The 22,048-nt window shown below is 67.7% G+C and carries 23 protein-coding genes and 1 riboswitch; of the genes, 18 read left to right on the top strand and 5 right to left on the bottom strand.

Annotated elements, in window-relative coordinates:
• The first annotated feature begins 1 nt into the window (after position 1).
• From minD to ACXU4B_RS00485, 3 genes are all read left to right on the top strand, one after another.
• Positions 2 to 817, top strand: a complete 816-nt coding sequence (gene minD / locus ACXU4B_RS00495) for a septum site-determining protein MinD (protein ID WP_131406714.1) — start codon at positions 2 to 4, stop codon at positions 815 to 817.
• Positions 818 to 822: 5 nt separating this feature from the next.
• On the top strand, positions 823 to 1,092 hold the full coding sequence (gene minE, locus ACXU4B_RS00490; protein ID WP_131406712.1) for a cell division topological specificity factor MinE: 270 nt from the start codon (positions 823 to 825) through the stop codon (positions 1,090 to 1,092).
• Between the two features lie 76 nt (positions 1,093 to 1,168).
• The gene (locus ACXU4B_RS00485; protein ID WP_131410220.1) at positions 1,169 to 1,681 is read left to right on the top strand and encodes a hypothetical protein; all 513 of its coding nucleotides are present in this window, start codon (positions 1,169 to 1,171) and stop codon (positions 1,679 to 1,681) included.
• A gap of 60 nt (positions 1,682 to 1,741) precedes the next feature.
• On the opposite strand, the gene ACXU4B_RS00480 is transcribed toward ACXU4B_RS00485, so the two are convergent.
• Positions 1,742 to 3,010 carry a multidrug effflux MFS transporter gene (locus tag ACXU4B_RS00480; RefSeq protein ID WP_131406710.1) on the bottom strand — a complete coding sequence of 423 codons (1,269 nt, stop codon included), beginning with the start codon at positions 3,008 to 3,010 and terminating at the stop codon, positions 1,742 to 1,744.
• A gap of 93 nt (positions 3,011 to 3,103) precedes the next feature.
• A riboswitch (Fluoride riboswitch) is annotated at positions 3,104 to 3,203 on the top strand.
• A 69-nt stretch (positions 3,204 to 3,272) separates the two neighbouring features.
• On the opposite strand from ACXU4B_RS00480, the gene crcB reads away from it, so the two are divergent.
• The 10 genes from crcB (at position 3,273) to ACXU4B_RS00430 (ending at position 12,126) form a co-directional block, all read left to right on the top strand.
• Positions 3,273 to 3,659, top strand: coding sequence for a fluoride efflux transporter CrcB (crcB, locus tag ACXU4B_RS00475; RefSeq protein ID WP_131406708.1), 387 nt, complete (start codon positions 3,273 to 3,275; stop codon positions 3,657 to 3,659).
• Positions 3,660 to 3,667: 8 nt separating this feature from the next.
• Entirely contained in the window at positions 3,668 to 4,006 is a 339-nt protein-coding gene (locus ACXU4B_RS00470) for a DUF190 domain-containing protein (protein WP_131406706.1), read from the top strand.
• Between the two features lie 42 nt (positions 4,007 to 4,048).
• Positions 4,049 to 5,167, top strand: a complete 1,119-nt coding sequence (gene cfa, locus ACXU4B_RS00465; protein WP_131406704.1) for a cyclopropane fatty acyl phospholipid synthase — start codon at positions 4,049 to 4,051, stop codon at positions 5,165 to 5,167.
• A 113-nt stretch (positions 5,168 to 5,280) separates the two neighbouring features.
• Entirely contained in the window at positions 5,281 to 6,150 is an 870-nt protein-coding gene (locus ACXU4B_RS00460) for a TraB/GumN family protein (protein ID WP_131406702.1), read from the top strand.
• Positions 6,151 to 6,253: 103 nt separating this feature from the next.
• Entirely contained in the window at positions 6,254 to 8,491 is a 2,238-nt protein-coding gene (parC, locus tag ACXU4B_RS00455; protein WP_131406700.1) for a DNA topoisomerase IV subunit A, read from the top strand.
• A gap of 106 nt (positions 8,492 to 8,597) precedes the next feature.
• Positions 8,598 to 9,101, top strand: a complete 504-nt coding sequence (locus ACXU4B_RS00450; protein WP_131406698.1) for a hypothetical protein — start codon at positions 8,598 to 8,600, stop codon at positions 9,099 to 9,101.
• A 152-nt stretch (positions 9,102 to 9,253) separates the two neighbouring features.
• The gene (locus ACXU4B_RS00445) at positions 9,254 to 10,093 is read left to right on the top strand and encodes an alpha/beta hydrolase (protein ID WP_131406696.1); all 840 of its coding nucleotides are present in this window, start codon (positions 9,254 to 9,256) and stop codon (positions 10,091 to 10,093) included.
• Positions 10,094 to 10,102: 9 nt separating this feature from the next.
• Positions 10,103 to 10,468: an EamA family transporter gene (locus ACXU4B_RS00440; protein WP_131406694.1), complete on the top strand. Its 366-nt coding sequence runs from the start codon at positions 10,103 to 10,105 to the stop codon at positions 10,466 to 10,468.
• A gap of 4 nt (positions 10,469 to 10,472) precedes the next feature.
• A complete protein-coding gene (locus ACXU4B_RS00435; RefSeq protein ID WP_131406692.1) occupies positions 10,473 to 10,904 on the top strand; it encodes a DMT family transporter in 432 nt (143 codons plus the stop codon).
• Between the two features lie 10 nt (positions 10,905 to 10,914).
• A complete protein-coding gene (locus ACXU4B_RS00430) occupies positions 10,915 to 12,126 on the top strand; it encodes a DegT/DnrJ/EryC1/StrS family aminotransferase (RefSeq protein WP_131406690.1) in 1,212 nt (403 codons plus the stop codon).
• A gap of 21 nt (positions 12,127 to 12,147) precedes the next feature.
• Here the strand turns inward: ACXU4B_RS00430 and ACXU4B_RS00425 are convergent, their stop codons facing one another.
• Entirely contained in the window at positions 12,148 to 13,023 is an 876-nt protein-coding gene (locus ACXU4B_RS00425; protein WP_131406688.1) for an arginase family protein, read from the bottom strand.
• Positions 13,010 to 14,068, bottom strand: a complete 1,059-nt coding sequence (locus ACXU4B_RS00420; RefSeq protein ID WP_131406686.1) for a GNAT family N-acetyltransferase — start codon at positions 14,066 to 14,068, stop codon at positions 13,010 to 13,012. Before ACXU4B_RS00420 ends, ACXU4B_RS00425 begins: the two co-directional genes overlap by 14 nt.
• Before the next feature lie 235 nt (positions 14,069 to 14,303).
• Between ACXU4B_RS00420 and ACXU4B_RS00415 the strand changes: the two genes are divergently transcribed.
• Positions 14,304 to 14,558 carry an acyl carrier protein gene (locus tag ACXU4B_RS00415; RefSeq protein WP_131406684.1) on the top strand — a complete coding sequence of 85 codons (255 nt, stop codon included), beginning with the start codon at positions 14,304 to 14,306 and terminating at the stop codon, positions 14,556 to 14,558.
• 3 nt (positions 14,559 to 14,561) lie between these two features.
• Entirely contained in the window at positions 14,562 to 15,776 is a 1,215-nt protein-coding gene (locus tag ACXU4B_RS00410; RefSeq protein WP_131406682.1) for a beta-ketoacyl-[acyl-carrier-protein] synthase family protein, read from the top strand.
• Between the two features lie 72 nt (positions 15,777 to 15,848).
• Here ACXU4B_RS00410 and ACXU4B_RS00405 read toward each other — a convergent pair whose 3' ends face one another.
• Positions 15,849 to 16,337: an NUDIX hydrolase gene (locus ACXU4B_RS00405; protein WP_131406680.1), complete on the bottom strand. Its 489-nt coding sequence runs from the start codon at positions 16,335 to 16,337 to the stop codon at positions 15,849 to 15,851.
• Between the two features lie 89 nt (positions 16,338 to 16,426).
• On the opposite strand from ACXU4B_RS00405, the gene ACXU4B_RS00400 reads away from it, so the two are divergent.
• From ACXU4B_RS00400 to ACXU4B_RS00390, 3 genes are all read left to right on the top strand, one after another.
• Positions 16,427 to 17,242 carry a phosphodiester glycosidase family protein gene (locus ACXU4B_RS00400; protein WP_131406678.1) on the top strand — a complete coding sequence of 272 codons (816 nt, stop codon included), beginning with the start codon at positions 16,427 to 16,429 and terminating at the stop codon, positions 17,240 to 17,242.
• A 66-nt stretch (positions 17,243 to 17,308) separates the two neighbouring features.
• Positions 17,309 to 19,729 (top strand): penicillin acylase family protein, encoded by a 2,421-nt coding sequence (locus ACXU4B_RS00395; protein WP_131406676.1) that lies wholly within the window; start codon positions 17,309 to 17,311, stop codon positions 19,727 to 19,729.
• Between the two features lie 276 nt (positions 19,730 to 20,005).
• The gene (locus ACXU4B_RS00390) at positions 20,006 to 20,881 is read left to right on the top strand and encodes a DoxX family protein (protein WP_165583104.1); all 876 of its coding nucleotides are present in this window, start codon (positions 20,006 to 20,008) and stop codon (positions 20,879 to 20,881) included.
• A gap of 12 nt (positions 20,882 to 20,893) precedes the next feature.
• On the opposite strand, the gene dapE is transcribed toward ACXU4B_RS00390, so the two are convergent.
• Positions 20,894 to 22,027, bottom strand: a complete 1,134-nt coding sequence (gene dapE / locus ACXU4B_RS00385) for a succinyl-diaminopimelate desuccinylase (RefSeq protein WP_131406672.1) — start codon at positions 22,025 to 22,027, stop codon at positions 20,894 to 20,896.
• Between the last annotated feature and the right edge of the window lie 21 nt (positions 22,028 to 22,048).

The following is a 22,048-nucleotide window of genomic DNA, read 5'->3' as shown; positions in this document are numbered from 1 at the left end:
CTTGACTGCTGAGATTATCGTTGTCACCTCGGGCAAGGGCGGCGTCGGCAAGACAACCACCAGCGCCTCGCTTGCCACGGGCCTCGCCATCGCCGGCAAGAAAGTCGCCGTGATCGACTTCGACGTCGGCCTCCGTAACCTCGACCTGATCATGGGCTGTGAGCGGCGCGTGGTGTACGACTTCGTCAACGTCGTGCACGGCGAAGCCACGCTCAAGCAGTCCCTGATCAAGGACAAGCGCTACGAGAACCTTTACGTGCTGGCCGCCAGCCAGACGCGCGACAAGGACGCGCTCACCCAGGAAGGGGTGGAGAAGGTCCTCGAGGAACTGGGCAAGGAAGGCTTCGACTATGTCGTGTGCGATTCGCCCGCCGGCATCGAAAAGGGTGCGCACCTGGCGATGTACTTCGCCGACCACGCCGTGGTGGTGGTCAACCCCGAAGTGTCCTCGGTACGCGACTCCGACCGCATCCTCGGCCTGCTCGCCAGCAAGACGCGTCGCGCGGAACGCGGTGACGGCGCCATCAAGCAGCACCTGCTGCTGACGCGCTACAACCCGGCCCGCGTGGCGGTGGGCGAGATGCTCAGCGTCAAGGACGTGGAGGAAATCCTCGGCATCAACGTCGTCGGCGTCATTCCCGAGTCGGAAAACGTACTGGCCGCATCCAATGCGGGCGTGCCGGTGATCCTCGACGACAACTCGTACGCGGGCCAGGCCTATAGCGATACGGTCGCCCGCATTCTCGGCGAGGAACGTGCCCTGCGCTTCCTCGAGGTGCCGAAGAAGGGCTTCTTCCAGCGCGTGTTCGGAGGTTGATCGCGATGGGTATTCTTGATTTCCTGAAGCGCAAGCCGGAACCCACCGCTGCGGTCGCCAAGGAGCGTCTTCGCATCATCGTGGCTCAGGAGCGCTCCACCCGTGGCGCCCCCGACTACCTGCCGTTGCTGCGCAACGAGCTGCTCGAAGTGATCAAGAAATACGTCCACGTCGACCTCGACGCCATCAACATCAACGTCGAGCGCGACAGCGGACACGAGATCCTCGAGCTCTCGGTGGCGCTGCCCGATAACACGCCGGCCAAGTCCATGTGACCGCGCGGCGCGGGCCATGCGGTCCGCGCCGCCACCTGTCGTGTCGCCTGGCCAGCGATCCCTGGCCGCCGGACGCATGCACGTGGATGCCATCCCTACCCCTCCCGAAGCCAGCGTCATGCGCCTGGGCGAGCTCGGCTTCGCCGCGCCGGCAGCGCTGCTGGCCCGCTATGGCCTGCGGCTGACGCGCGTTGCGCCGGACCAGGCCATTCCCGGCAGCTACTGGGGCGACGAAGAGGCCGGCATCATCGGGCACATGGTCTACGCACGCGACGACACGCCCGTGCATTCGCTGCTGCACGAGGCTGGCCACCTTATCGTGCTGCCGGACGCTCGCCGTGCGGCCGTCCATACCGACGCCACCGATTCCATCGACGAGGAAGACGCCACCTGCTACCTGCAGATCGTGCTGGCCGACGAGCTGCCGGGCGTGGGACGGCAACGCCTGATGACGGACATGGATGCCTGGGGGTATTCGTTCCGGCTGGGCTCGGCCCAGGCGTGGTTTGAGCAGGATGCCGACAATGCGAGGCAGTGGCTGATCGCGCAGGGCTTGCTGGATGAGGGCGGGCGCCCGGCTTTTCGCTGAGCGCCCCCTGCACGCCGTTCGACGGCGTGACCGACGAGCCGGCCCCGCCACGCCAGCAACCTACCGCGGCTCGGTGATTTCCGTCTGCAATTCCGTCTCCACCGTCGGCGCCAGGTGCTGCGTTGCCACCGGCCGTCGCGTGACCGCGCGATACCAGCGCCACGACAGCCAGCCGATGACGGTCAGCACGCTCGCCCCCAATGCCAGGTACAGCATGTGTCCCGACAACAGCGGCGACAACACGCCCGCCACGAACGCGCACAGCAGCAGGCTCGAGAACGCCTGCACGGACGACGCGCCGCCGCGGCGATGCGGAAAGCGATCGAGCAGCAGCAGGGTCAGCGTAGGGAACGCCAGCTGGACGCCAATGCCGTGCAGCACCAGCGGCAGCATCGACCAGGGCAGCACCGGTTCGCGGGTCACCAGCGCGATGAGCAGGTGCAAGGCACAGGCCAACAGCAGCGCGCCGTAGCCGAGGTTGACGGTGAAGGCCACGCTGCGGCGGCTCGCCAGCCGGCCGGACATCCACGCGCCAGCGGCCAGGCCCGTCACCACGGGCAGGAACAGCCACGGAAAGCCCTGCGCCGACAGATGCAGCAAGTCGCGAACGATATGGGGCGCCGATGAGATGTACAGGAACAGCCCGGCAAAATTCACCGAACAGGAAATCAGCAACGGCCAGAACTGGCGGTCCCGGCCGAAGGCCAGGTAGCCGCTCACCAGGGTGCGGGGATGGAAGTTCGTGCGCGCGGCGGGCGGATGGGTTTCCTCGAGGAACAGCACCAGGGCCACCGCCAGCATCAGGGTGAAGCCCATCAGCACCCAGAAGATGCCATGCCAGCCATTGAGGAACAGCAGCTGGGCACCGACGATCGGGGCGACCACCGGCGCCACGCTGAAAATCATCATCACCCGCGACATCAGTTGTTGTGCCGCCGCACCGGCCAGGCTGTCGCGCACCACGGCACGCCCCACCACCAGGCCGGCGCCGGCGCACACGCCCTGCAGCGCGCGGCAGGCCAGCAGCATGGTGTAGGAGGTGGACACCGCCGCGCCTGCCGAGGCGAGCGCGTAGACCAGCATGCCGGTGACGATGACCGGCTTGCGCCCGATGGCGTCCGAGATGGCGCCATGGAACAGGCTCATGGCCGCATAGGTGATCAGGTACACGCTGATCATCTGCTGCAACCCCGCGCTGTCCACGCCGAACCGCGCGCCGATCAGCGGGAACGCCGGGAACACGGCGTCGATCGAGAACGGGCCGATCATCGACAGCCCCGCCAGCAGCCAGGGCAAGCTGCGCCGGACAGGGCGCTGGGTTGGGGTCATGGCAACGGGAGCGGCAGGCGAGGAGCGCCGAGTATAGCGGCGCCGCGCACGCACCCGAGCCATGACGAGTGGCCGTGCTTCAGCTAGCATCACCCACCACAGGGAGATGGCATGCCTCCCGCTCCGGCGACGCCACCCCTGTAGTGGCTCGCGGGAAGCAAACCACCTTCGGGTTGATGATGCCTGCACCACCGGAGCTTCCGGGGCGCAGGCGCGGGTGCCTGTTTCCGGGAAGTCCGCCGACTTGCCAGGGAGACGAAACGTGGGCTTTACCGGATTTGTTGCCGTAGGTATTGGAGGCGCGCTGGGCTGCTGGCTGCGCTGGACGCTGGGCGTGCTGTTCAACCCGGTCTTTCCGACCCTGCCGCTGGGCACCCTCGCGGCCAACCTGATCGGCGGCTTGCTGATGGGCATCGTGCTGGGCCTGTTCGACCACTTCCAGGCCCTGCCACCCGAGCTGCGCCTGTTCGCGGCCACCGGCTTCCTGGGCGGCCTCACCACTTTTTCCACTTTTTCGGCCGAATCGACCACGCTGCTGCTGCGCCAGCAATACCTCTGGTTCGGCGGGCACCTGGCCATGCACCTGGTCGGCTCGATTGCGATGACGGTGACCGGCATCGCGCTCACGCGTGCGCTGTTGCGCCACTAGGGGGCGACATGAAGCAGGAAGTCTTGCATCAGGGTGTGCAGCTGTCCTTCTATTGCCACACGCGGGCACGCCACGACGGCGTGCTGATGTACGAGTGGCTGCTCGAGCGCGCCCGGAAGATCGGCATCGGCGGCGGCTCCGCCTTCCGTGCCGTCTGCGGCTTCGGGCGCCATGGCGTGCTGCGCGAAGAGCAGTTCTTCGAGTTGGCGGACGACCTGGCGGTCAAGGTGGAATTCCTGCTCACCGAGGCCCAGGCGCAGACCATGCTCGAAGCGGTGCGTGCTTGCGGCGTCGACGTCGTTTATGCAATGTCCCCGGCAAGCTTTGCATCATTGGGCAAGACCTGAGATCCCGACCGGCCACTTCGTTGTCTTCCATGCGAGGAATGCATGAGCCAGGATTCCCTGAAGCAGCGCGCCACCGGCTTGCTCGAACACGCCGGCATCCATATCGACGGCTCCGGCCCGACTGACCTTCGCGTCCACGACGAGCGGCTGTACTCGCGCGTATTCGCCCACGGCTCGCTGGGCCTGGGCGAGAGCTACATGGACGGCTGGTGGGACGCCGGCGACGTGCCCGGCCTGTTCACGCGCCTGCTGAGTGCGCATATCGATGCCGACCTGAAGACGCTCGACACGCTGATCGCCCACTTCAAGGCCCGCTTCATCAACATGCAGCGCGGCGAGAACGCCTTCGAGATCGGGCGCGCGCACTACGACCTGGGCAATGACCTGTTCCGGGCCATGCTGGGCCGGCGGCTGGTCTACTCGTGCGGCTACTGGGCGCAGGCGGACAACCTCGACGACGCGCAGGTGGCCAAGCTCGACCTGATCTGCCGCAAGCTGCGCCTGCAACCGGGACAGCGCGTGCTGGACATCGGCTGTGGCTGGGGCGAGGCGCTGAAGTATGCGGCCGAGCACTACGGCGTGGCGGGCGTCGGCATCACCGTCTCGCAGGAACAGGCCGAGTTCGCGCGCGAACTGTGCCGGGGCCTGCCGGTGGAGATCCGCCTGCAGGATTACCGCGAAGTCGACGAGACGTTCGACTCGGCCTTTTCGGTCGGCATGTTCGAGCACGTCGGCCCGCTCAACTACCGGACCTATTTCGAAGTGGCGCGTCGCTGCCTGCGCAATGACGGGCTGTTCCTGCTCCACACCATCGGCACCAACAGCACGCCGAGCCGGCCCGATCCGTGGATCGAGAAATACATCTTCCCCAACTCGGTCATCCCTGCCGCCAGCCAGGTGACGGAGGCGCTGCAAAACCTCTTCGTGGTGGAGGACTGGCACAATTTCGGTGCCGACTACGACCGCACGCTCACCGCGTGGCGCGCCAACTTCGACGCGGCCTGGCCACAGCTCTCGGCGCATTACGACGACCGTTTCCGCCGCATGTGGCAGTTCTATCTTTCGGTCTCGGCCGCCGTGTTCCGCAGCCGGCGCAACCAGCTGTGGCAGATTGCGCTCAGTCCCCATGGCGTGCCGGGCGGCGTGCGGGTGCCGCGCTAGGCGTCGGGGCCCGGCGCACGCACGCTTCGACGAAACCGCCGGTTTTCTGCATCATATCGAGGCCGGGACGGGCGTCCCGCGCATCCTTGCCCTCCCATCGCCGGGAAATCGCCTTGAAGCTGCTTCGACTCATCGGTGCCCTGCTCGCCCTCAGCCTGCTGTTCGTCGGTACCGCCATGGCGCAGCCGGGGCTGTGGGTGGCCAGCAACGGCCACGCCACGGTCTACCTGTTCGGCACCGTGCACCTGCTGCCGTCCGACACGAACTGGCGCTCGCCGGCGCTGGACAAGGCGCTGGCCGAAAGCCAGCGGCTGAGCATCGAGATCGTGGACGATGACCCGGCCTCGATGCAGGCGCTGGTGATGAAGCACGGCGTCGACCCGGCGCACCCGCTGTCCAGCAAGCTGGACGAGGCCGACGAGCAACAGCTGGAGACGGCCGCCAGCCTGGCCGGGCTGCCGGGCGGCGCGGCCGCCCTGCAATCCATGCAGCCATGGCTCGCGGCCATCACGCTCAGCATGGCGCCGCTGATGCAGGCCGGCATGGATCCCGAGCTCGGCGTGGACAAGCTGCTCAAGGCCCGGATGCAGGAGGCCGGCAAGCCCATCGACGGACTGGAAACCGCCGAACAGCAGATCCGCATGCTGGCGGACCTGTCCGAACCGATGCAGCTGGAATTCCTGCGACAGTCGTTCAAGGAAGCCAGCGAGGGACCGCAGAAGCTGCGCGAACTCATCGACGCCTGGCGTGACGGCGACACCGCCGCCATTGCACACATCGAGGACGAGGACCTGCGCAAGCAGAGCCCGCGGCTCTACCAGAGCCTGATCGTCGAGCGTAACCAGGCCTGGGCCAGGGTGATTGCCGAACGCATGAAGCAACCTGGCGTGAGCTTTATCGCCGTGGGTGCAGGCCATCTGGCCGGCCCGGACAGCCTGCAGGTGCAACTGGAGCGGCTGGGCGTGACCGTCCGGCGCGAGTGAGCACTGGCCGGGCAGCGACCGCAAGCTGTCGCCATGGACGCCAATCTGGCACCATCGCCCGGTTAAGCGCGCCGTCCCGCGTGCAGCCCATCGACGCAACTGCATGAATCTGCAAGCCAATTACGAACAGATACCACTCAAGGAATACGCCGAGCGGGCCTACCTCGATTATTCGATGTATGTAGTGCTGGACCGCGCCCTGCCCTTCGTGGGCGACGGGCTCAAGCCGGTGCAGCGACGCATCGTCTACGCCATGAGCGAGCTGGGCCTGGCCGCCGGCGCCAAGCCCAAGAAATCGGCGCGCACCATCGGCGACGTCATCGGCAAGTTCCATCCGCACGGCGACACCTCGTGCTACGAGGCGATGGTGCTGATGGCGCAGCCGTTCTCGTACCGCTATCCGCTGGTCGACGGCCAGGGCAACTTCGGTTCGCCGGACGATCCCAAGAGCTTCGCGGCGATGCGCTACACCGAGTCCAAGCTCAGCCCCATCGCCGAGGCGCTGCTGGGCGAGCTGGGCCAGGGCACGGTGGACTGGGTGCCGAACTTCGACGGCACCATGGACGAGCCCAGCTGGCTGCCCGCCCGCGTGCCGCACGTGCTGCTCAACGGCTCCATGGGCATTGCCGTGGGCATGGCCACCGACATTCCGCCGCACAACCTGCGCGAAGTGGTCAGCGCCTGCATCCGCCTGCTGGACGACCCCGACGCCACCGTCGCGGACCTTTGCGAGCACATCCAGGGCCCCGACTACCCGACCGAAGCGGAAATCATCACGCCGCGCAACGAGCTGCTGGCGATGTACCAGGGCGGCAGCGGCTCGGTGCGCGCCCGCGCCGTGTACCACCTGGACGAGGGCAACATCGTCATCACCGCGCTGCCGCACCAGGTGAGCCCGTCCAAGATCCTCGAGCAGATCGCCGCGCAGATGCGCGCCAAGAAGCTGCCGATGATCGAGGACCTGCGCGACGAGTCCGACCACGAAAATCCGATCCGCCTGGTGGTGGTGCCGCGCTCCAATCGCGTCGATGCCGACGAGGTGATGCAGCACCTGTTTGCCACCACCGACCTGGAAAAGAGCTTCCGCATCAACCTCAACATGATCGGCCTGGATGGCCGGCCGCAGGTGAAGGATCTCAAGCGCATCCTGTCGGAATGGCTGAGCTTCCGCACCACCACGGTGACGCGCCGCCTGGAGCACCGCCTGGCCAAGGTCGAGCGGCGCCTGCACCTGTTGGAAGGCCTGCGCATCGCCTACCTCAACCTCGACGAGGTGATCCGCATCGTCCGCACCGAGGACGAGCCCAAGCCGGTGCTGATGGAGCGCTTCAGGCTCAGCGACGAACAGACCGACTACATCCTCGAAACCAAGCTGCGCCAGCTCGCCCGCCTCGAGGAAATGAAGATCAATGCCGAGCGCGACCAGCTCGAGGAAGAACGCGCGCGCATCAATGTGCTGCTCAAGTCGCCGGCCAAGCTCAAGGGCCTGATCAAGGAAGAACTGCGCGCCGACGCCACCAGGTTCGGCGACAACCGCCGCTCGCCGCTGGTGCAGCGCGGTGCCGCGCAGGCGCTGGACGAGAGCGCGCTGGTCGCCAGCGAACCGGTCACCGTGGTGCTCAGCGCCAAGGGCTGGATCCGCGCCGCCAAGGGCCACGATATCGACGCCGAGGGCCTGAACTACCGCGAAGGCGACAGCCTGCTCGCCTCGGTGAAGGCGCGCACTACGCAGCAGGTGGCCCTGATCGACTCCACCGGCCGCAGCTACTCCACGCCCGCGCACACGCTGCCGTCGGCGCGTGGCAATGGCGAACCGCTGACCGGACGCTTCAGTCCGCCGCCGGGTGCCAGCTTCGACGCCGTCGCGGCAGGCGACAACGACACGCGCCTGATCCTGGCCACCGACCACGGCTACGGTTTTGTCACCCGCTTCGAGGCACTCACCGGCCGCAACAAGGCCGGCAAGCAGATCATCACGCTGGGCGACGGTGCCCGCGTGCTGGCGCCGCAGGTCAGCGCCGACCCGGCACGTGATCGCATCGTGGTGGTCACTACCGAAGGCCACCTGCTGATGTTCTCGGTGGCGGAACTGCCGGAACTGGACAAGGGCAAGGGCAACAAGCTGATCGACGTGCCCAAGGCCAAGCTCAGCGCGGGCGTGAAAGTCGTCGGCGTGGCGGTGGTTGCCGAGGGCAAGGGCGAAGTGACGCTCTATGCCGGCCAGCGCAAGCTCACCCTGAAGTGGTCGAACCTGGTCGAGTACGGCGGCAATCGCGCCACCCGCGGCGGCCTGCTGCCACAGGGCCTGCGCCGGGTGGAACGGATCGAGACGACGGCCTGAACGCCGGTGGCGGCGGGAACTTCCCGTTCGCCACCGGTTTCGAACAGGGATGTGTGCACACCGGCGACGGTTGCGCGTTACCAGCAGCATGTCCCCGGAGTTGTCCATGCAGACCATCCGCACTACCGCCTTCATCGTCGCCAGCCTGCTGACCACGGCCGCGTGGGCCCAGAGCGCCGGCCAGCCGCCGCTGAACCTGAAGCTGCCCTCGGACGTGCCCGCGGCCAGCGCCAGCACGGCCCCAGCGGCCGCCAAGGCGGCCTCCGACAGCACCGGAACGGCGACGCCCCCGGCACCGCCCGCGGCGTCGGCAGCGGCCACGGGCGCATACAGCAAGGACCCGCCGGGCACCTACTACGGCGACACCTCCGGGGCACCGGGCAAGTCGGCGCAGCCGGCGCAGGGGGCGGTCACCTGTGACGATGCCACCTACAACCAGCCCCAGGTGCACGGCGAAGTCAGCACGGGGGTGGTCAGTTCCAGCCATCACGGCAGCGGCAACTGGCAGTCGGGCGGGGTCACGCTCAGCCAAGCCTTCGGCAGCTGCGGCCATCCCAGCGGCGGCATGAGCATCTCCGTCGGCGGCAGCACGGGCCATTTCGGGCACTGAAGCTGCCCCATGCCCTGCCCGGGACCGGACCCGAAGGGTCGAAAGTTCTTGGAAAGGGTCGGCCAGCAGACTGGCCGCATGAATGATCGTAACCATGGCATGCGCCTGTCGCGCCTTTTCCAGCCTCACGCCAGCTGCGCCGGAGCTTTCGAGTGATCCAGAACGTCGAGTTCCGCTACGAAGGCGGCCGCAGCGGGGTGCTGCTCATTCACGGCCTCACCGGCACGCCGACCGAGATGCGCCTGCTGGGCAAGGGTCTCAACCGCGCCGGATATACCGTGTACGGCATGCAGCTGGCCGGTCACTGCGGCGATGTCGATGACCTGCTCAAAACGAGCTGGCACGACTGGTACGCCAGCGTGGAAGCCGCCGCCGAGAAGTTCCGCCACGAGGTGGACCACCTGTTCGTGGCCGGCCTGTCGATGGGCGCCGTGCTGGCCCTGAAGCTGGCGGCCGAGCGCCCGGAATGGGTCAAGGGCGTGGGCGTGTACGGCGCCACGTTCCGCTATGACGGCTGGGCGATTCCGTGGATCGGCAAGTTCTCCTTCCTGCTGCCGCTGCTGCACAAGTTCGGCATCGGCAGGCACCGCATGGTGCACGAAGGCGAGCCGTACGGCATTCGCGACGAACGCCTGCGCGCGCAGATCAGCTCGGCGATGCTCAGCGGCGACAGCGCGGCTGCCGGCCTGCCCGGCAATCCGTGGCCGTCGCTGGCGGAGATGTACAACATGGCCGCCGTGGTGAAGCGCGAGCTGCCCCGGGTGACGGCGCCCTGCCTGATCGCCCATGCGACCCAGGACGATATCGCCAGCCTCGAAAACGCCTACCTCGTGCAGCGCTCGGTGTCCGGCCCGGTGGAGACGCTGTGGCTGGAAGACAGCTACCACATGATCACGGTGGACCGCGAACGCCGCCTGCTCACCGATCGCTCGGCCGAATTCTTCCGCCAGATCGCCGCCACCTACGAGCCCGCTGCGCGCGCCGCGGCCTGAGGACCCTTCGTGAGTCCCCTGGTTGTCACGCTGTGGCTGCTCAACGTCACCCTCGACACCGTCGGCCAGCTCGCCTTCAAGGCGGCGGCCGGCGACCCGCGCGCGGGTGACGGCCTGGCGCGCTGGAAGTACATGGCGGCGCGGCTGTGGATCTGGATCGGCGTCATCTCGTATGTGGTCGAGTTCCTGGTGTGGATCGCCTTCCTGTCGCTGGTCGACCTGTCCGAGGGCGTGCTGCTGGGCTCGATCAATATCGTCGTCATCATGATCGCCGGGCGCATCCTGTTCCGCGAGAAGCTCACGCCCCTGCGCGTCACCGGCATCCTGCTGGTCACCGCGGGCGTGGCCATCGTCGGCGTGGCCGGTGGAGGCTGATCGCATGAAGCGCTTTTATTTCTTCGGCTTCTCCATCCTGGTGCTGTTCGACACGCTGGTGCAGCTGAGCTTCAAGTACGCCGGCAACCACGCGTTTCCGCCCGAGGCGAACTGGGCGTGGATCGTGCGCGTGTTCGGCCATCCGTGGATCTACGTGGCCGTGATCGGCTACATCGGCAACTTCTTCACCTGGATGACGTTGCTCAAGCACGCACCGATCGGCCCCGCGTTCGCGGTGACGCACCTGGAAGTGGTCAGCGTCATGCTGTTTTCCGTGTGGCTGTTCCAGGAGCCGCTGACCTGGCCGCGCGTGCTCGGTGCGGCCACCATCGTCGCTGGCATCATCTGCCTCGCCTTCGCCGAGAGCGGAGCGCACCCGGAACACGATGCGCCCACCGAGGCGAAGGGCGCCCTGGGCGTCGCCGCCGGCGACTGAGAGCCCACTCATGCGCGAGCTGCCACCTACCGCCGGGCTGCCGCTACGCCTGACCGACCTCAGGCCGGGCCGCGCGGCCCTGGCCGCGCACATGGCGCGGTGGCTGGGGGTCGAGCAACTGCAACTGGAATGTTCCGGTACCGCGGCGATGGTGGTGGCGCTGCGCGCCATGCAGCGGCTGCGCCCGCAACGCGATGAAGTGGTGGTGCCGGCATGGACCTGCCCGCTGGTGGCGCTGGCCATCCATCGCGCGGGCCTCAAGCCCAGGCTGTGCGACCTGGCGCCCAACCATTTCGACATGGATGCGGCCCTGCTCGCGCAGATCTGCAACGAGCGCACGCTCGCCATCGTGCCCACGCACATCGCCGGCCGCGTGGCCGACGTACAGGCGTCGCTCGAGGTGGCCCATCGCCATGGCGCCTACGTGCTGGAAGACGCCGCCCAGGCGCTCGGCGCGACGCAGGACGGCCGCAGCGTCGGCCTGCTGGGCGACGCGGGATTTTTCAGCCTGGCCGTCGGCAAGGGCCTCACCCTGTTCGAAGGCGGCCTGCTGCTGGCGCGCGATACCTGCCTGCGCGATGCCTTTGCCGCCAGCCACGACGACACCATCCATGCGGATGCGGGCATGGACTGGAAGCGTGCGCTGGAACTGGTCGGCTATACCCTCGCCTATCGCCCGTCGCTGTTGCCGCTCGCCTACGGCCGCCCACTGCGCAAGGCGCTGGCGGCCCATGACCCGGTCGCGGCGGTGGGCGATGATTTCGGCCCCGACATCCCGCTGCACACGGTGAGCGCCTGGCGCCAGGCCGTGGGTGCACGCGCGCTGCCGCGGCTGCGCCCGTTCCTCGACACCACCCGCGCCCAGGCCGTGCACCGTGTGGCACGGCTACGGCAGATCCCGGGCATCACGGTGTTCGACGACGCGCCCGGCCAGCGCGGCGCGTGGCCCTTCCTGCTGCTGACGCTGCCGGACGAAGCCATGCGCGACAGCGCGCTGGAGACGCTGTGGACCGCCGGCCTCGGCGTCAGCCGGCTGTTCATCCATGCCCTGCCCGACTACGGTTACCTGCGCGACATCGTGGCGGACACGCCGCTGCCCAACGCACGCGCATTCGCCGCGCGCTCGCTCACCATCACCAACAGTCCTTGGCTGGATGAAGCCACCTTCGAGACTATTTGCCAGACGCTGGCGCGTGCCGCAGGCGCCGGGCACGCGGCCTGAAGGTGACCGCCGGCGGCGCCGTCAGACGCTGCTCTCGGCAATCGCCGCCAGCAGGCGCGTGTTGAACTCGCGCTGCTGGGCCTGCCAGGCATCGAGCTCGCTTTGCGGAACGGGGGTCTGGCCATCGATGCCGCTCAGCATGCGCTTCCACCAGGTGCGGTAGCGGTACGCGGACACTTCGCCATTGATGTCGCTGGCGATGATGCGCCCGCGCAGTGCCTCGATGATGGCCATGGCGTGCGATTCCTCCAGACGCCCCTGGTCCCAGTTGGTGCGCGCCGTGTCCACGCTGAAGGCGTCCTTGTCGATCGACAGGTAGGTCGCCTGCGGTGCCTGCCGCAGCTGCCGGACGAAAGCGCAGGTCATCGCATCCGGATCGTCGAAACGGCGAAACGCATCGGACAAGCCGAAGCGCGCAGCCCAGTCGACATTCACGTCCATGCACCAGTAGGTGAGCTTGCCGGCCTGCAGCGGGCGCAGGTAATTCTCCCACGCGTGCTTTGCGCCAATGTCGCCGGAGGTGATGCCGACCACGTGCACGTGCGTCACGAACGGCAGCATGGCGACGCGGCGTACCCACGAGCCGCAGTGGATGCCCCACGGGAAGCGCATGTTGTCCGGATGGTTGTCAAACACCACCAGCTGGAACGGTCCGCGCGCGCGCTGGCGCTGCACCAGCGGCCAGGTGAGGTGGTGGTAATCGCCCGAGCCCATCAACACCGTGCCGTAGTCGGCCGGCAGGCGCGCGTCGAGGTGATCGCGCAGGCGGTCAAACGTGCGCAGCGTGCAGCCGAAGCGGATGGCCTCCTGCCAGTCCGACAAGCCCACGGAAGTGGCACCCGGCAGCTCGCCCACCGAGCCATCGAAATCCAGAATCAGCGGTTCACGCCTGGTCATGCGTTGCCCATTGGCTGTCGCTCTCGAAGAACCTGCCCAGCCGTCGCGCCAGCATGCGCAACAACGGATTGCGCAGGTAGATCGCGTGTCGGGTCAGGGTGAATTGTGCACCCAGATAGGACTTGATCTCCGGATCGGTCCAGCCGGCCACATAGTGGGTCAGCCCCTGTTCGCGGGCCCAGGCCAGGTTGTGGAACCAGCTGGTGAAGTAAAGATTCTGTTCGCGTGCCTGCGGATAGGCAAAGCCCACGTATTTGTCGATCAGTTTGCCTGCCACCGCGAAGCACAGGTTCCAGCCGATCATCGCGCCCTCGTGGCGGTAGACGAAGACCACGCCGCCGTTGCCGGCATCGCGCAGCACGGCGGCAAAGAAGTCACGGCTCAGCTTGTCGAAGTGGATCTCGCTCTGCGCGAAGACATTCTCGTAGAGCGCGTAGTACGCATCGACCACCGCTTCGTCGGCGAAGCGCGGATCGCCACAGCGGACCGACTCGACGGCAACGTCGTCCCGCTTGCGCAGCTTGCGCCGGATGTCCTTGCGGCGGCCCGAGGACAACCGCGCCAGGTAGTCGTCCTCGCTGGCGAAATCGATCGGCACATAGGCCAGCGCCTGGCCCTCCAGCAGGATGAAGCCGGCCGACCGGCAGGCGTCGGCAAAGCGGCGGCACCACTGGCCGGTAGCCGCATCGAACAGCGGCGAGGCCTGCGGAAGGTCCTTGACGATCAGCAGCCGCTGGCCGCGCCCCAGTTCATCGCGCAGCTCGACGGGCAGGCGCGCCGGGTCGGCATCGGGCGGAAACAGCGCATATTCGGACACCGTGGTGCCCACGAACGCCGTGCGCCAGCGCAGCAGGCGTCCCCACCAGCCGTAGCCCGGCGCACGCACGAGCTTCTGGCGGACCTCGGCGTCGGCCGTGGTCAGCAGGTCGAAGGGCGCGACGAAGGCCGGCGTACCCGCCGCCTCCAGCACACGAAAACCGATCGGTGGATGTTCCGCAAACCGGGCGATCAGCGCATCCGGTTCGAGCTGGTTGAGGTACCGCACGCGGCATTTCCACTGGACACAAGCCCATAGGATACGACTCCGCGGCACTGGTCGGCATGCTCGCGCACGCCGGGGCCACCGATAAGGTTGGCGAAAGGGAGCCCATGCAGGATCGGGCATACCGTTCCGTATGCGTCGGCATTCTGGACATTGCCGCGTTGGTTCGTCACCCTTGGGACGAGGCATCGGACCGATGCCCTTTCAATCCGGCGCCGTGGAATCCAGGAAAGCAGACATGAGCACAGTCCAGCAGGAAACCTTCGACATCATCGCCAAGCAGGCCAAGATCGAGCTCGATACGATCAAGCCGGAGTCCACCCTCAAGGATCTTGGCATAGCGTCGCTGGATGCCATCGAGGTGATCTTCGACATCGAAGAACACTTCAACATCAACCTGCCCAACGAAGACACCGATTTCGACAATGGCACTGTCGGCCACCTTGTCGAAGCCATCGAGCGCCAGCTCGCACAGAAGACCACCGACGGCTAAGCCATGCGCCGCATTGTGATTACCGGGATGGGCGCGATCTGCGCGCTCGGCCACGACGCGCCTTCCACCTGGAAGGCGATGGCCGAGGGCCGCTCCGGCATCGGCCCCATTCACCACATCGAGGCCGGCCAGTTGCGCAACGACGCGATTGCCGCCGAGATAACCAACTACGATCCGTCCAGGTATTTCGACGAGGCGCGGCGCGCCTTGCTCGATCCGTTCAGCGAGTACACGCTGATCGCGGCCAACGAAGCGATCCGGCAATCGGGCATTCGCTTCGAGGGTGAGGCCGGTGCGCGCACCGCCGTGGTCATCGGCACGGGCGTCGGTGGCGAGACGGTTCGCGACGATCTCTACGAGCGCCTGTATGGCGAGCACCAGGGTCGTTTCCACCCGCTGAGCATCGTGCGCATGATGATGAACGCGCCGGCCAGCCAGGTGAGCATGGTCCATGGCATCACCGGCCCGGCGTTCGTGGTGGCCAGTGCCTGCGCCTCGTCCAACCATGCCATCGCCCAGGCGGCGATGATGATCCGCTCGGGCCTCGTCGACGCGGCCGTCGTGGGCGGCACCGAGGCCTGCATCACGCTGGGCACGCTGCGCGCGTGGGAGGCGATGCGGGTGCTGGCCCCGGATACCTGCCGCCCGTTCAGTGCCGGTCGCCGCGGCCTGGTCCTGGGCGAAGGCGCAGGCATGTACGTGCTGGAAACGCTGGAGTCGGCCCGCGCGCGCGGCGCCGAGATCCTGTGCGAACTGACCGGCACCGGCATGAGTTCGGATGCGGGCGACATTGCCGCGCCGTCGGACATCGGCGCCGCCGCGGCCATGAACGCGGCGCTTCGCGACGGCGGCATGTCGCCGGATGAAGTGGACTACGTCAACGCCCACGGCACCGGCACGGCCGCCAACGACAGCACGGAGACGCGTGCCATCCACCGCGTGTTCGGCGCGCACGCCCGCGAACTGGTGGTGACCTCGACCAAGCCCATGCATGGCCATGCCCTGGGCGCGGCCGGCGCACTGGAGCTGATCGCGGCGATCGGTGCCGTCCGCGAAGGCATCGTGCCGCCCACGCTCAATTATCTTGGCCCCGACCCGACCTGCGATCTCGACTACGTGCCCAACGAGGCGCGCGAGATGAAGGTGAATGCGGCGATCAGCAATTCGTTCGCGTTCGGCGGGCTCAATGCCGTGGTGGCGATTCGCCGGACCCCCTAGTCCGCACGCCCCTTTCCCGACGGGACGAGGGGTGACCTCCAACTGGTGGCCGCGCCATCACGGCCCGGCTGTTCACAGCCGCGAATAGGCCCACGACTGCATGCGGCCGTCCTTGTAGGGCATGACGCCGTGGAACGGCCGCGGGTCCTGGTCGAACACCAGCGGCAGGAAGTGCCGGTCCCCTTCCCACATCGGCAGTTCCATCAGCCGGTCGACGGGCACCCACTCCAGCGTGCCTTCGGGGTTGGCGGCCAGCGGCGTGCCGCTGTAGCGATCGATCACGAAGATGAAACCCAGCCAGTCCTCGCCCTGCTTGCCGAAGCCGGGCCAGTTGAGCGTGCCGCGCATGCTCATCGACTCGCACACGATGCCCGCTTCCTCGAGGATCTCGCGCCGCATGCACGCCGCAATGTCCTCGCCGGGCTCCATCTTGCCGCCCAGGCCGTTGTACTTGCCCAGGTGCATGTCGTCGCTGCGCGCATTGCGATGGATCATCAGCACCTGGCGGCGATCGGGCGACAACACATAGCCGAGCGTGGCGACGATGGGCGTGTAAGGCATGTGGCACGGCACCTGGGGAAAGCCACAGTTTAAGCCATGTGGACGACCGGACTTGCGCCGATCGCACCGGGCCGGCGACCATCTGGGTCATGTCCGCGTCCTCGACCCGACGACCGCTTCGCTGCCGCCTGCCCTGGCTCGTCCCTGCCCTGCTCGTGCTGGGCGGCCTGGTCGGTTGCGGGCGCCAGGCGCAGGCGGTGGACAGCGGCGAGCGCGTGTTCGAGGGCCAGAACTTCCGCGTGGTGAGCATCGACCTCCGGCGCGAATCGCTGAGCCTGCACTGGAAAGACCCTGAAACGGGCGAGCCATTCGGCAGCATCAACACGCTGCGCCAGTGGGGCATGTCGCATGGCCGGCGCATGCTGTTTGCCGCCAACGCCGGCATCTACGACCGCCAGTTCGCGCCGCTGGGGCTGTTCGTCGAGAACGGCAAGACCGTAGTGCCGCTCAATCTTGCCCACGGTAATCCGTCCTCCGGCAACTTCTCGCTGCTGCCCAACGGCGTGTTCGCCGTCTATCCCGATGGCCACGCCGCCGTGCGCACCAGCGCGCAGTTCAAGGCCGACGCCAGGCCGGTGCAGTGGGCCAGCCAGTCCGGCCCGATGCTGGTGATCGACGGCAAGCTCAACGACCAGTTCATCGACGACTCGTCCAGCCTCAAGTGGCGCAGCGGCGTCTGCGCCAAGACTCCGCACCAGGCGGTGTTCGCGGTCAGCGAGGCGCCGGTGAATTTCCACACGTTCGCTCGCCTGTTCAAGGAAGAACTGGGCTGCCGCGATGCGCTGTACCTCGACGGCACCATTTCGCAGGTCTACGTGGAAGGCGATGGCTACGCCGGCGCCCCCACCTTCATGGTCAAGCCGTACGCCGGCATTTTCGCGGTGTTCGGCCAGCCCACGCCCTGAGCTCGACCCGCGCATCGCGCCGGCCTCGATCTTCCATCACCTCCCACGGACAGACTGACACGCGCCATGACCCAACCTCGACGCTTCCGCTGGCTTCGCTTCCTCCTGGGGACCGTGCTGATCCTCCTCATCGGGGTCGTCGCCGCCCTGTGGTTCCTGCTTGCCGGCAGCCGCGCGCGGCTTGATGGCGAGGTGCACCTGGCCGGGCCGACGGATGCGGTGGCGATCACCCGCGACGCGCTGGGCACGGCGACGCTGCAGGGCAAGAACCGCGACGACCTCAGCTTCGCGCTTGGCTATGTGCATGCGCAGGAGCGTTTCTTCGCCATGGACTTGATGCGCCGGTTGCCGGCCGGCGAACTGTCCGAACTGGTGGGCGCCAAGGCGCTGGATACCGACATCAATCATCGCCGCCATCGCCTTCGCAGCGTGGCAGCAGCCGCCTATGCGCAGCTGCTGCCCGAGCAGAAGCACACGCTCGACCTTTACGCCGCCGGCGTGAACGCCGGCCTGGCCGACCTGCATGTGAAGCCGTGGGAATACCTGCTGCTCAACAGCAAGCCACAACCGTGGCGCCCCGAAGACAGCTTCCTGGTCATCTCGGCCATGTATCTCGACCTCAATGGCGATGGCCGCAACGACCGCGAACTGCACATCGCCGAACTGCGCTCGGTGCTGCCCGACGCGGTCGCCGATTTCCTGCTGTCGCCCGACCAGGACTGGGAAGCGCCGCTGAAGGGCGACCTCTCGCGTCCGCCGGTGATTCCCGGCCCCGACGTGCTTGATCTGCACGGGTCGCAACCGGCCACGCACACGGACAGCAGCGCGCTTACCGCGGCCCTGCTGCCGGCGCTGGACCAGCCCCGTCCCGGCAGCAACAGCTTTGCGGTGGCCGGCAGCCTCACCGAGGGCGGCAGCGCGATCCTTGCCAACGACATGCACCTGAGCCTGCGCGTGCCCAATATCTGGTTCCGCACGCGCCTGCGCTATCCCGACCCGACCGCGCCCGGCGGACAGCGCGATGCCAATGGCGTGTCGCTGCCCGGCACGCCGGCCCTGGTGGTGGGCTCCAACGGCCAGGTGGCCTGGGGTTTCACCAACAGCTACGGCGACTGGCTGGACTGGGTGCGCGTGCAGCGCGACCCCAACGACGCGAGCCGCTACAAGGTGCCCGAAGGCTGGGCCAGCATCGAGTCGCATGACGAGGTCATCCGCATCAAGGACGCACCCAGCCATACGCTCAAGGTGGAAGGCACGCGCTGGGGCCCGATCCTGGGCAAGGACGCCGACGGCACGCCGCTGGCGCTGGCATGGATCGGCGATCGTCCGCGCGGCTACAACATCAACGTGATGCTGCTTGAGCACGTCGACAGTGCCCACGCCGCGCTGGACCTTGCGCCCACCATGGGCATGCCGCCACAGAACCTGCTGGCGGCCGACAGCGCCGGCCATATCGGCTGGACCGTCACCGGCAACAGCATTCCGCTGCGCAAGGGTTTCGACCCCGAGCTGCCGGCCGACTGGTCGGCCGCCGATACGGGCTGGGTGGGCTGGGCCGAACCGTCGCAATATCCGCGGGTCGAGGACCCCGCCGATGGCCGCCTGTGGACGGCCAACAACCGCACAGTGGACGGCGCCGACCTCGCACTGCTCGGCAATGGCGGCCACGACCTGGGGGCGCGTGCGCAGCAGATTCGCGACGATCTGCGCGCCCGCAACAGCTTCACGCCCGGAAACCTGCTCGACGTGCAGCTGGACAATCGCGCGGTGCTGCTGGGCCGCTGGCAGCGCCTGCTGCAGGACACCTTGGCGGGCACGCACAACGCCGACCTGGAGCAGTTGCGCCAGCTGACCGCCAACTGGAGCGGGCGTGCCGCGCCAGAAAGCGTCGACTACCGACTGGTGCGCACGTTTCGCGACAAGGTGAAGGAAGCCGTGCTGGCGCCGTTCGTGGCGCGGGTGCAGCAGAAGCATGCGGACTTCAGCTGGCCCGGCATGATCGACGCCGAGGCCGCCGTATGGACACTGCTGCGTGACCGGCCCGAGCACCTGCTCGACCCGAAGTACGACAACTGGAATGCCTTGCTGACTGCCTGCGCCCATCAGGTCGTGGACGAACTGGGCCAGCAGCCGGGCGGCCTTGCCGCGCGCAGCTGGGGCGAGTTCAACCGCACGGAAATCCGCCACCCGCTGTCGCGCGCCCTGCCCCCCTTCGTCGGACGCTTGCTCGACATGCCGGACGAACCGCTCGCCGGCGACCACAACATGCCGCGCGTCGCCTCCCCCGGTTTTGGTGCGTCCGAGCGCCTCGATGTCATGCCCGGCCACGAGGCGCAGAGCCTCCTGCACATGCCCGGCGGCCAGAGCGACCACCCGCTGTCGCCCTATCACGGTGCCGGCGAGGCGGACTGGGTCAATGGCCGGGCCACTCCGCTGTTGCCGGGACCCGATCAGCACACCTTGACCCTGCTGCCCAAGGCAGGCTGAGCGCGGCCATCATGGGGCAAGACCGGCAACGGACGTCTTGACGTCCGTTGCCGGCCGACGCATTGCGCAAACGCCGGCGTATCCCTATAACTACGCCTCGCCCACGCCAGACCCGTGGCCATGGGGAAAGCAGCGACCTTCGTACCAGGCTGGCCCGCAACCGCGCGGCCAGCCGGTGCGGCCGGTTGCCCATGCGACGGCCCGGCGAAGCGCCGCCCGATCTTCACTGAAGTACCGCTGTCCGCATGCCTCTCACCGGATGCAAGGAAACAAGGTATGGAAAGTTCGAGTCAGCCCTATGCCTCGCCGCTGCGTGCGTCCGGCGTGATCGCCCGCGCGTCGGCGACAGCCATGCGCCCTGCCCACGTCGCGCTGGCGATAAGCATGATCGCCCTGGGCATCCTGGGCTTCATCTACGGTGATGTTGCGCTGGTGTGGCAACGCATCCCCATCCCGCTTGGCCCGGGCCAGACCTTGCTCGCCTACGCCTGCGCGGCCATCGAGCTTGGCACCGGCGTCGGCCTGCTGGTCAGGCGAAGCGCGCGACCGGCTGCACTGGTGCTGCTGGTGTTCCTGTTGCTGTGGGCCGCATTGCTCAAGCTGCCGGCCGTCGTGCTGGTGCCGCAGATGGAAGCGACCTGGCTGGGCTTCGGCGAAATCGCCGTGATGCTGGCGGGTGGATGGGTGCTGTACGCGGCGCAGGCAGGCAACCACGCGACAGCGTCCGCCAGCTTCATCACGGGCCCGCGCGGCATCCGCTGCGCGCGGCTGCTGTTCGCGCTTGCCTTGCCGATGATCGGGCTGTCCCACTTCTTCTACGGCGAACAGACCGCGGCCCTGGTGCCGGCCTGGCTGCCCTCCCGCCTCGGCTGGGCCTACCTCACCGGCGCCTGCAGCATCGCCGCCTCCCTGGGTGTGCTGCTGGCCATCTGCCCGCGCCTCGCCGCTACCCTGCAAGCCGTCATGCTCGGCGTCATCACCGTGCTGGTCTGGTGCCCGGCGATCGTGGCCGCACCGTCGGACCGCACATCCTGGACCGCCATGGTGATCTCCTTCGCCATCGCCAGTGGTGCCTGGCTGATCGCCGATACCTATCGCGGCACGCCCTGGCTCGCCATGGGCAGACGCGGGTCGACGTTGCCCGCGCGCTGAGCGGGCCTGTCGTCAGCCGAGCAGCTTGGTGCAGACCGCCTGGTAAAGCGCTGGCAACCGCTCCAGGTCCGCGACTGCGACACACTCGTCGACCTTGTGGATGGTGGCGTTGATTGGTCCCAGTTCCACCACTTCGGCACCCAGCGGTGCAATGAAGCGGCCGTCGGACGTGCCGCCGCCGGTGCTCTGCTCCGGCTCGGTCCCACACAGTTCGCGGCAGGCGGCAATGATGGCCTCGCGCACCGCGCCACCCGGCGGCGTCAGGAACGGTTCGCCCGAGAGCGACCAATCGATCTGCCAGTCCAGGCCATGCCGGTCGAGGATGGCCTCGGCACGCGCGCGCAGATCCTCCGCCCGGCTCGCCGTGCTGTAGCGGAAATTCATCAGCGCCACGAGCGTGCCCGGGATGACGTTGTTGGCGCCGGTGCCGGCATGGAGGTTGGACACCTGGAACGACGTCGGCGGGAAGTCCTGGTTGCCCTCGTCCCAGCGCTCGGCGGCAAGCTCGGCCAGCGCCGGTGCGAACGCGTGGATGGGATTGTTCGCTTTTTCCGGGTAAGCCACATGGCCCTGGATGCCCCGCACCACCAGCCTGCCCGACAGCGAACCGCGACGGCCCACGCGAATGAGGTCGCCCAGCCGCTCCTTCGACGATGGCTCACCCACCACGCACCAGTCGATGCGTTCGCCGGTCGCACGGAAGTGCTCGGCCACGCGACGCACGCCATCGAGATTGTCCGGCCCCTCCTCGTCGCTGGTGAGCAACAGGCCAATGCGTCCGCGATGGCCGGGATGCGCTGCCACGAAGGCTTCCAGCGCCACCGCCATGGCCGCCACCGAGCCCTTCATGTCAGCGGCGCCGCGGCCGTAAAGCAGTCCATCGCGAATGGTCGGTTCGAACGGGTCGCTGCGCCACTGCTCCACCGGTCCGCTGGGCACCACGTCGGTATGGCCGAGGAACACCAGCAAGGGACCACCCTGGCCGTGCGTCGCCCAGAGATTGTCGACCTCGCCGAAACGCAGGTGTTGTACCTCGAACCCGGCTGCGGCCAGTCGATCACCGAGCAGTGCCTGGCAACCCTCGTCGCCGGGCGTGACGGAACGACGGCGGATCAGCTCGCAGGTGAGATCGACGACGGGGGACATAAAACTCCTCGGAGAATTGTA

The sequence above is a fragment of the Dyella soli genome (assembly GCF_054482295.1).
This window is presented reverse-complemented; position numbering and strand designations above follow the sequence as displayed.

Excerpts from the sequence above, each read along its gene's own strand:
- parC (WP_131406700.1), top strand. The coding sequence starts at position 6,254 with ATGAATCTGCAAGCCAATTACGAACAGATACCACTCAAGGAATACGCC.
- ACXU4B_RS00390 (WP_165583104.1), top strand. The coding sequence starts at position 20,006 with ATGGAAAGTTCGAGTCAGCCCTATGCCTCGCCGCTGCGTGCGTCCGGC.
- ACXU4B_RS00485 (WP_131410220.1), top strand. The coding sequence starts at position 1,169 with ATGCACGTGGATGCCATCCCTACCCCTCCCGAAGCCAGCGTCATGCGC.
- ACXU4B_RS00435 (WP_131406692.1), top strand. The coding sequence starts at position 10,473 with ATGAAGCGCTTTTATTTCTTCGGCTTCTCCATCCTGGTGCTGTTCGAC.
- ACXU4B_RS00470 (WP_131406706.1), top strand. The coding sequence starts at position 3,668 with ATGAAGCAGGAAGTCTTGCATCAGGGTGTGCAGCTGTCCTTCTATTGC.
- ACXU4B_RS00400 (WP_131406678.1), top strand. The coding sequence starts at position 16,427 with ATGTCCGCGTCCTCGACCCGACGACCGCTTCGCTGCCGCCTGCCCTGG.
- cfa (WP_131406704.1), top strand. The coding sequence starts at position 4,049 with ATGAGCCAGGATTCCCTGAAGCAGCGCGCCACCGGCTTGCTCGAACAC.
- ACXU4B_RS00480 (WP_131406710.1), bottom strand. The coding sequence starts at position 3,010 with ATGACCCCAACCCAGCGCCCTGTCCGGCGCAGCTTGCCCTGGCTGCTG.
- ACXU4B_RS00410 (WP_131406682.1), top strand. The coding sequence starts at position 14,562 with ATGCGCCGCATTGTGATTACCGGGATGGGCGCGATCTGCGCGCTCGGC.
- ACXU4B_RS00405 (WP_131406680.1), bottom strand. The coding sequence starts at position 16,337 with ATGCCTTACACGCCCATCGTCGCCACGCTCGGCTATGTGTTGTCGCCC.
- dapE (WP_131406672.1), bottom strand. The coding sequence starts at position 22,027 with ATGTCCCCCGTCGTCGATCTCACCTGCGAGCTGATCCGCCGTCGTTCC.
- ACXU4B_RS00395 (WP_131406676.1), top strand. The coding sequence starts at position 17,309 with ATGACCCAACCTCGACGCTTCCGCTGGCTTCGCTTCCTCCTGGGGACC.
- ACXU4B_RS00430 (WP_131406690.1), top strand. The coding sequence starts at position 10,915 with ATGCGCGAGCTGCCACCTACCGCCGGGCTGCCGCTACGCCTGACCGAC.
- ACXU4B_RS00425 (WP_131406688.1), bottom strand. The coding sequence starts at position 13,023 with ATGACCAGGCGTGAACCGCTGATTCTGGATTTCGATGGCTCGGTGGGC.
- ACXU4B_RS00415 (WP_131406684.1), top strand. The coding sequence starts at position 14,304 with ATGAGCACAGTCCAGCAGGAAACCTTCGACATCATCGCCAAGCAGGCC.
- minE (WP_131406712.1), top strand. The coding sequence starts at position 823 with ATGGGTATTCTTGATTTCCTGAAGCGCAAGCCGGAACCCACCGCTGCG.
- ACXU4B_RS00450 (WP_131406698.1), top strand. The coding sequence starts at position 8,598 with ATGCAGACCATCCGCACTACCGCCTTCATCGTCGCCAGCCTGCTGACC.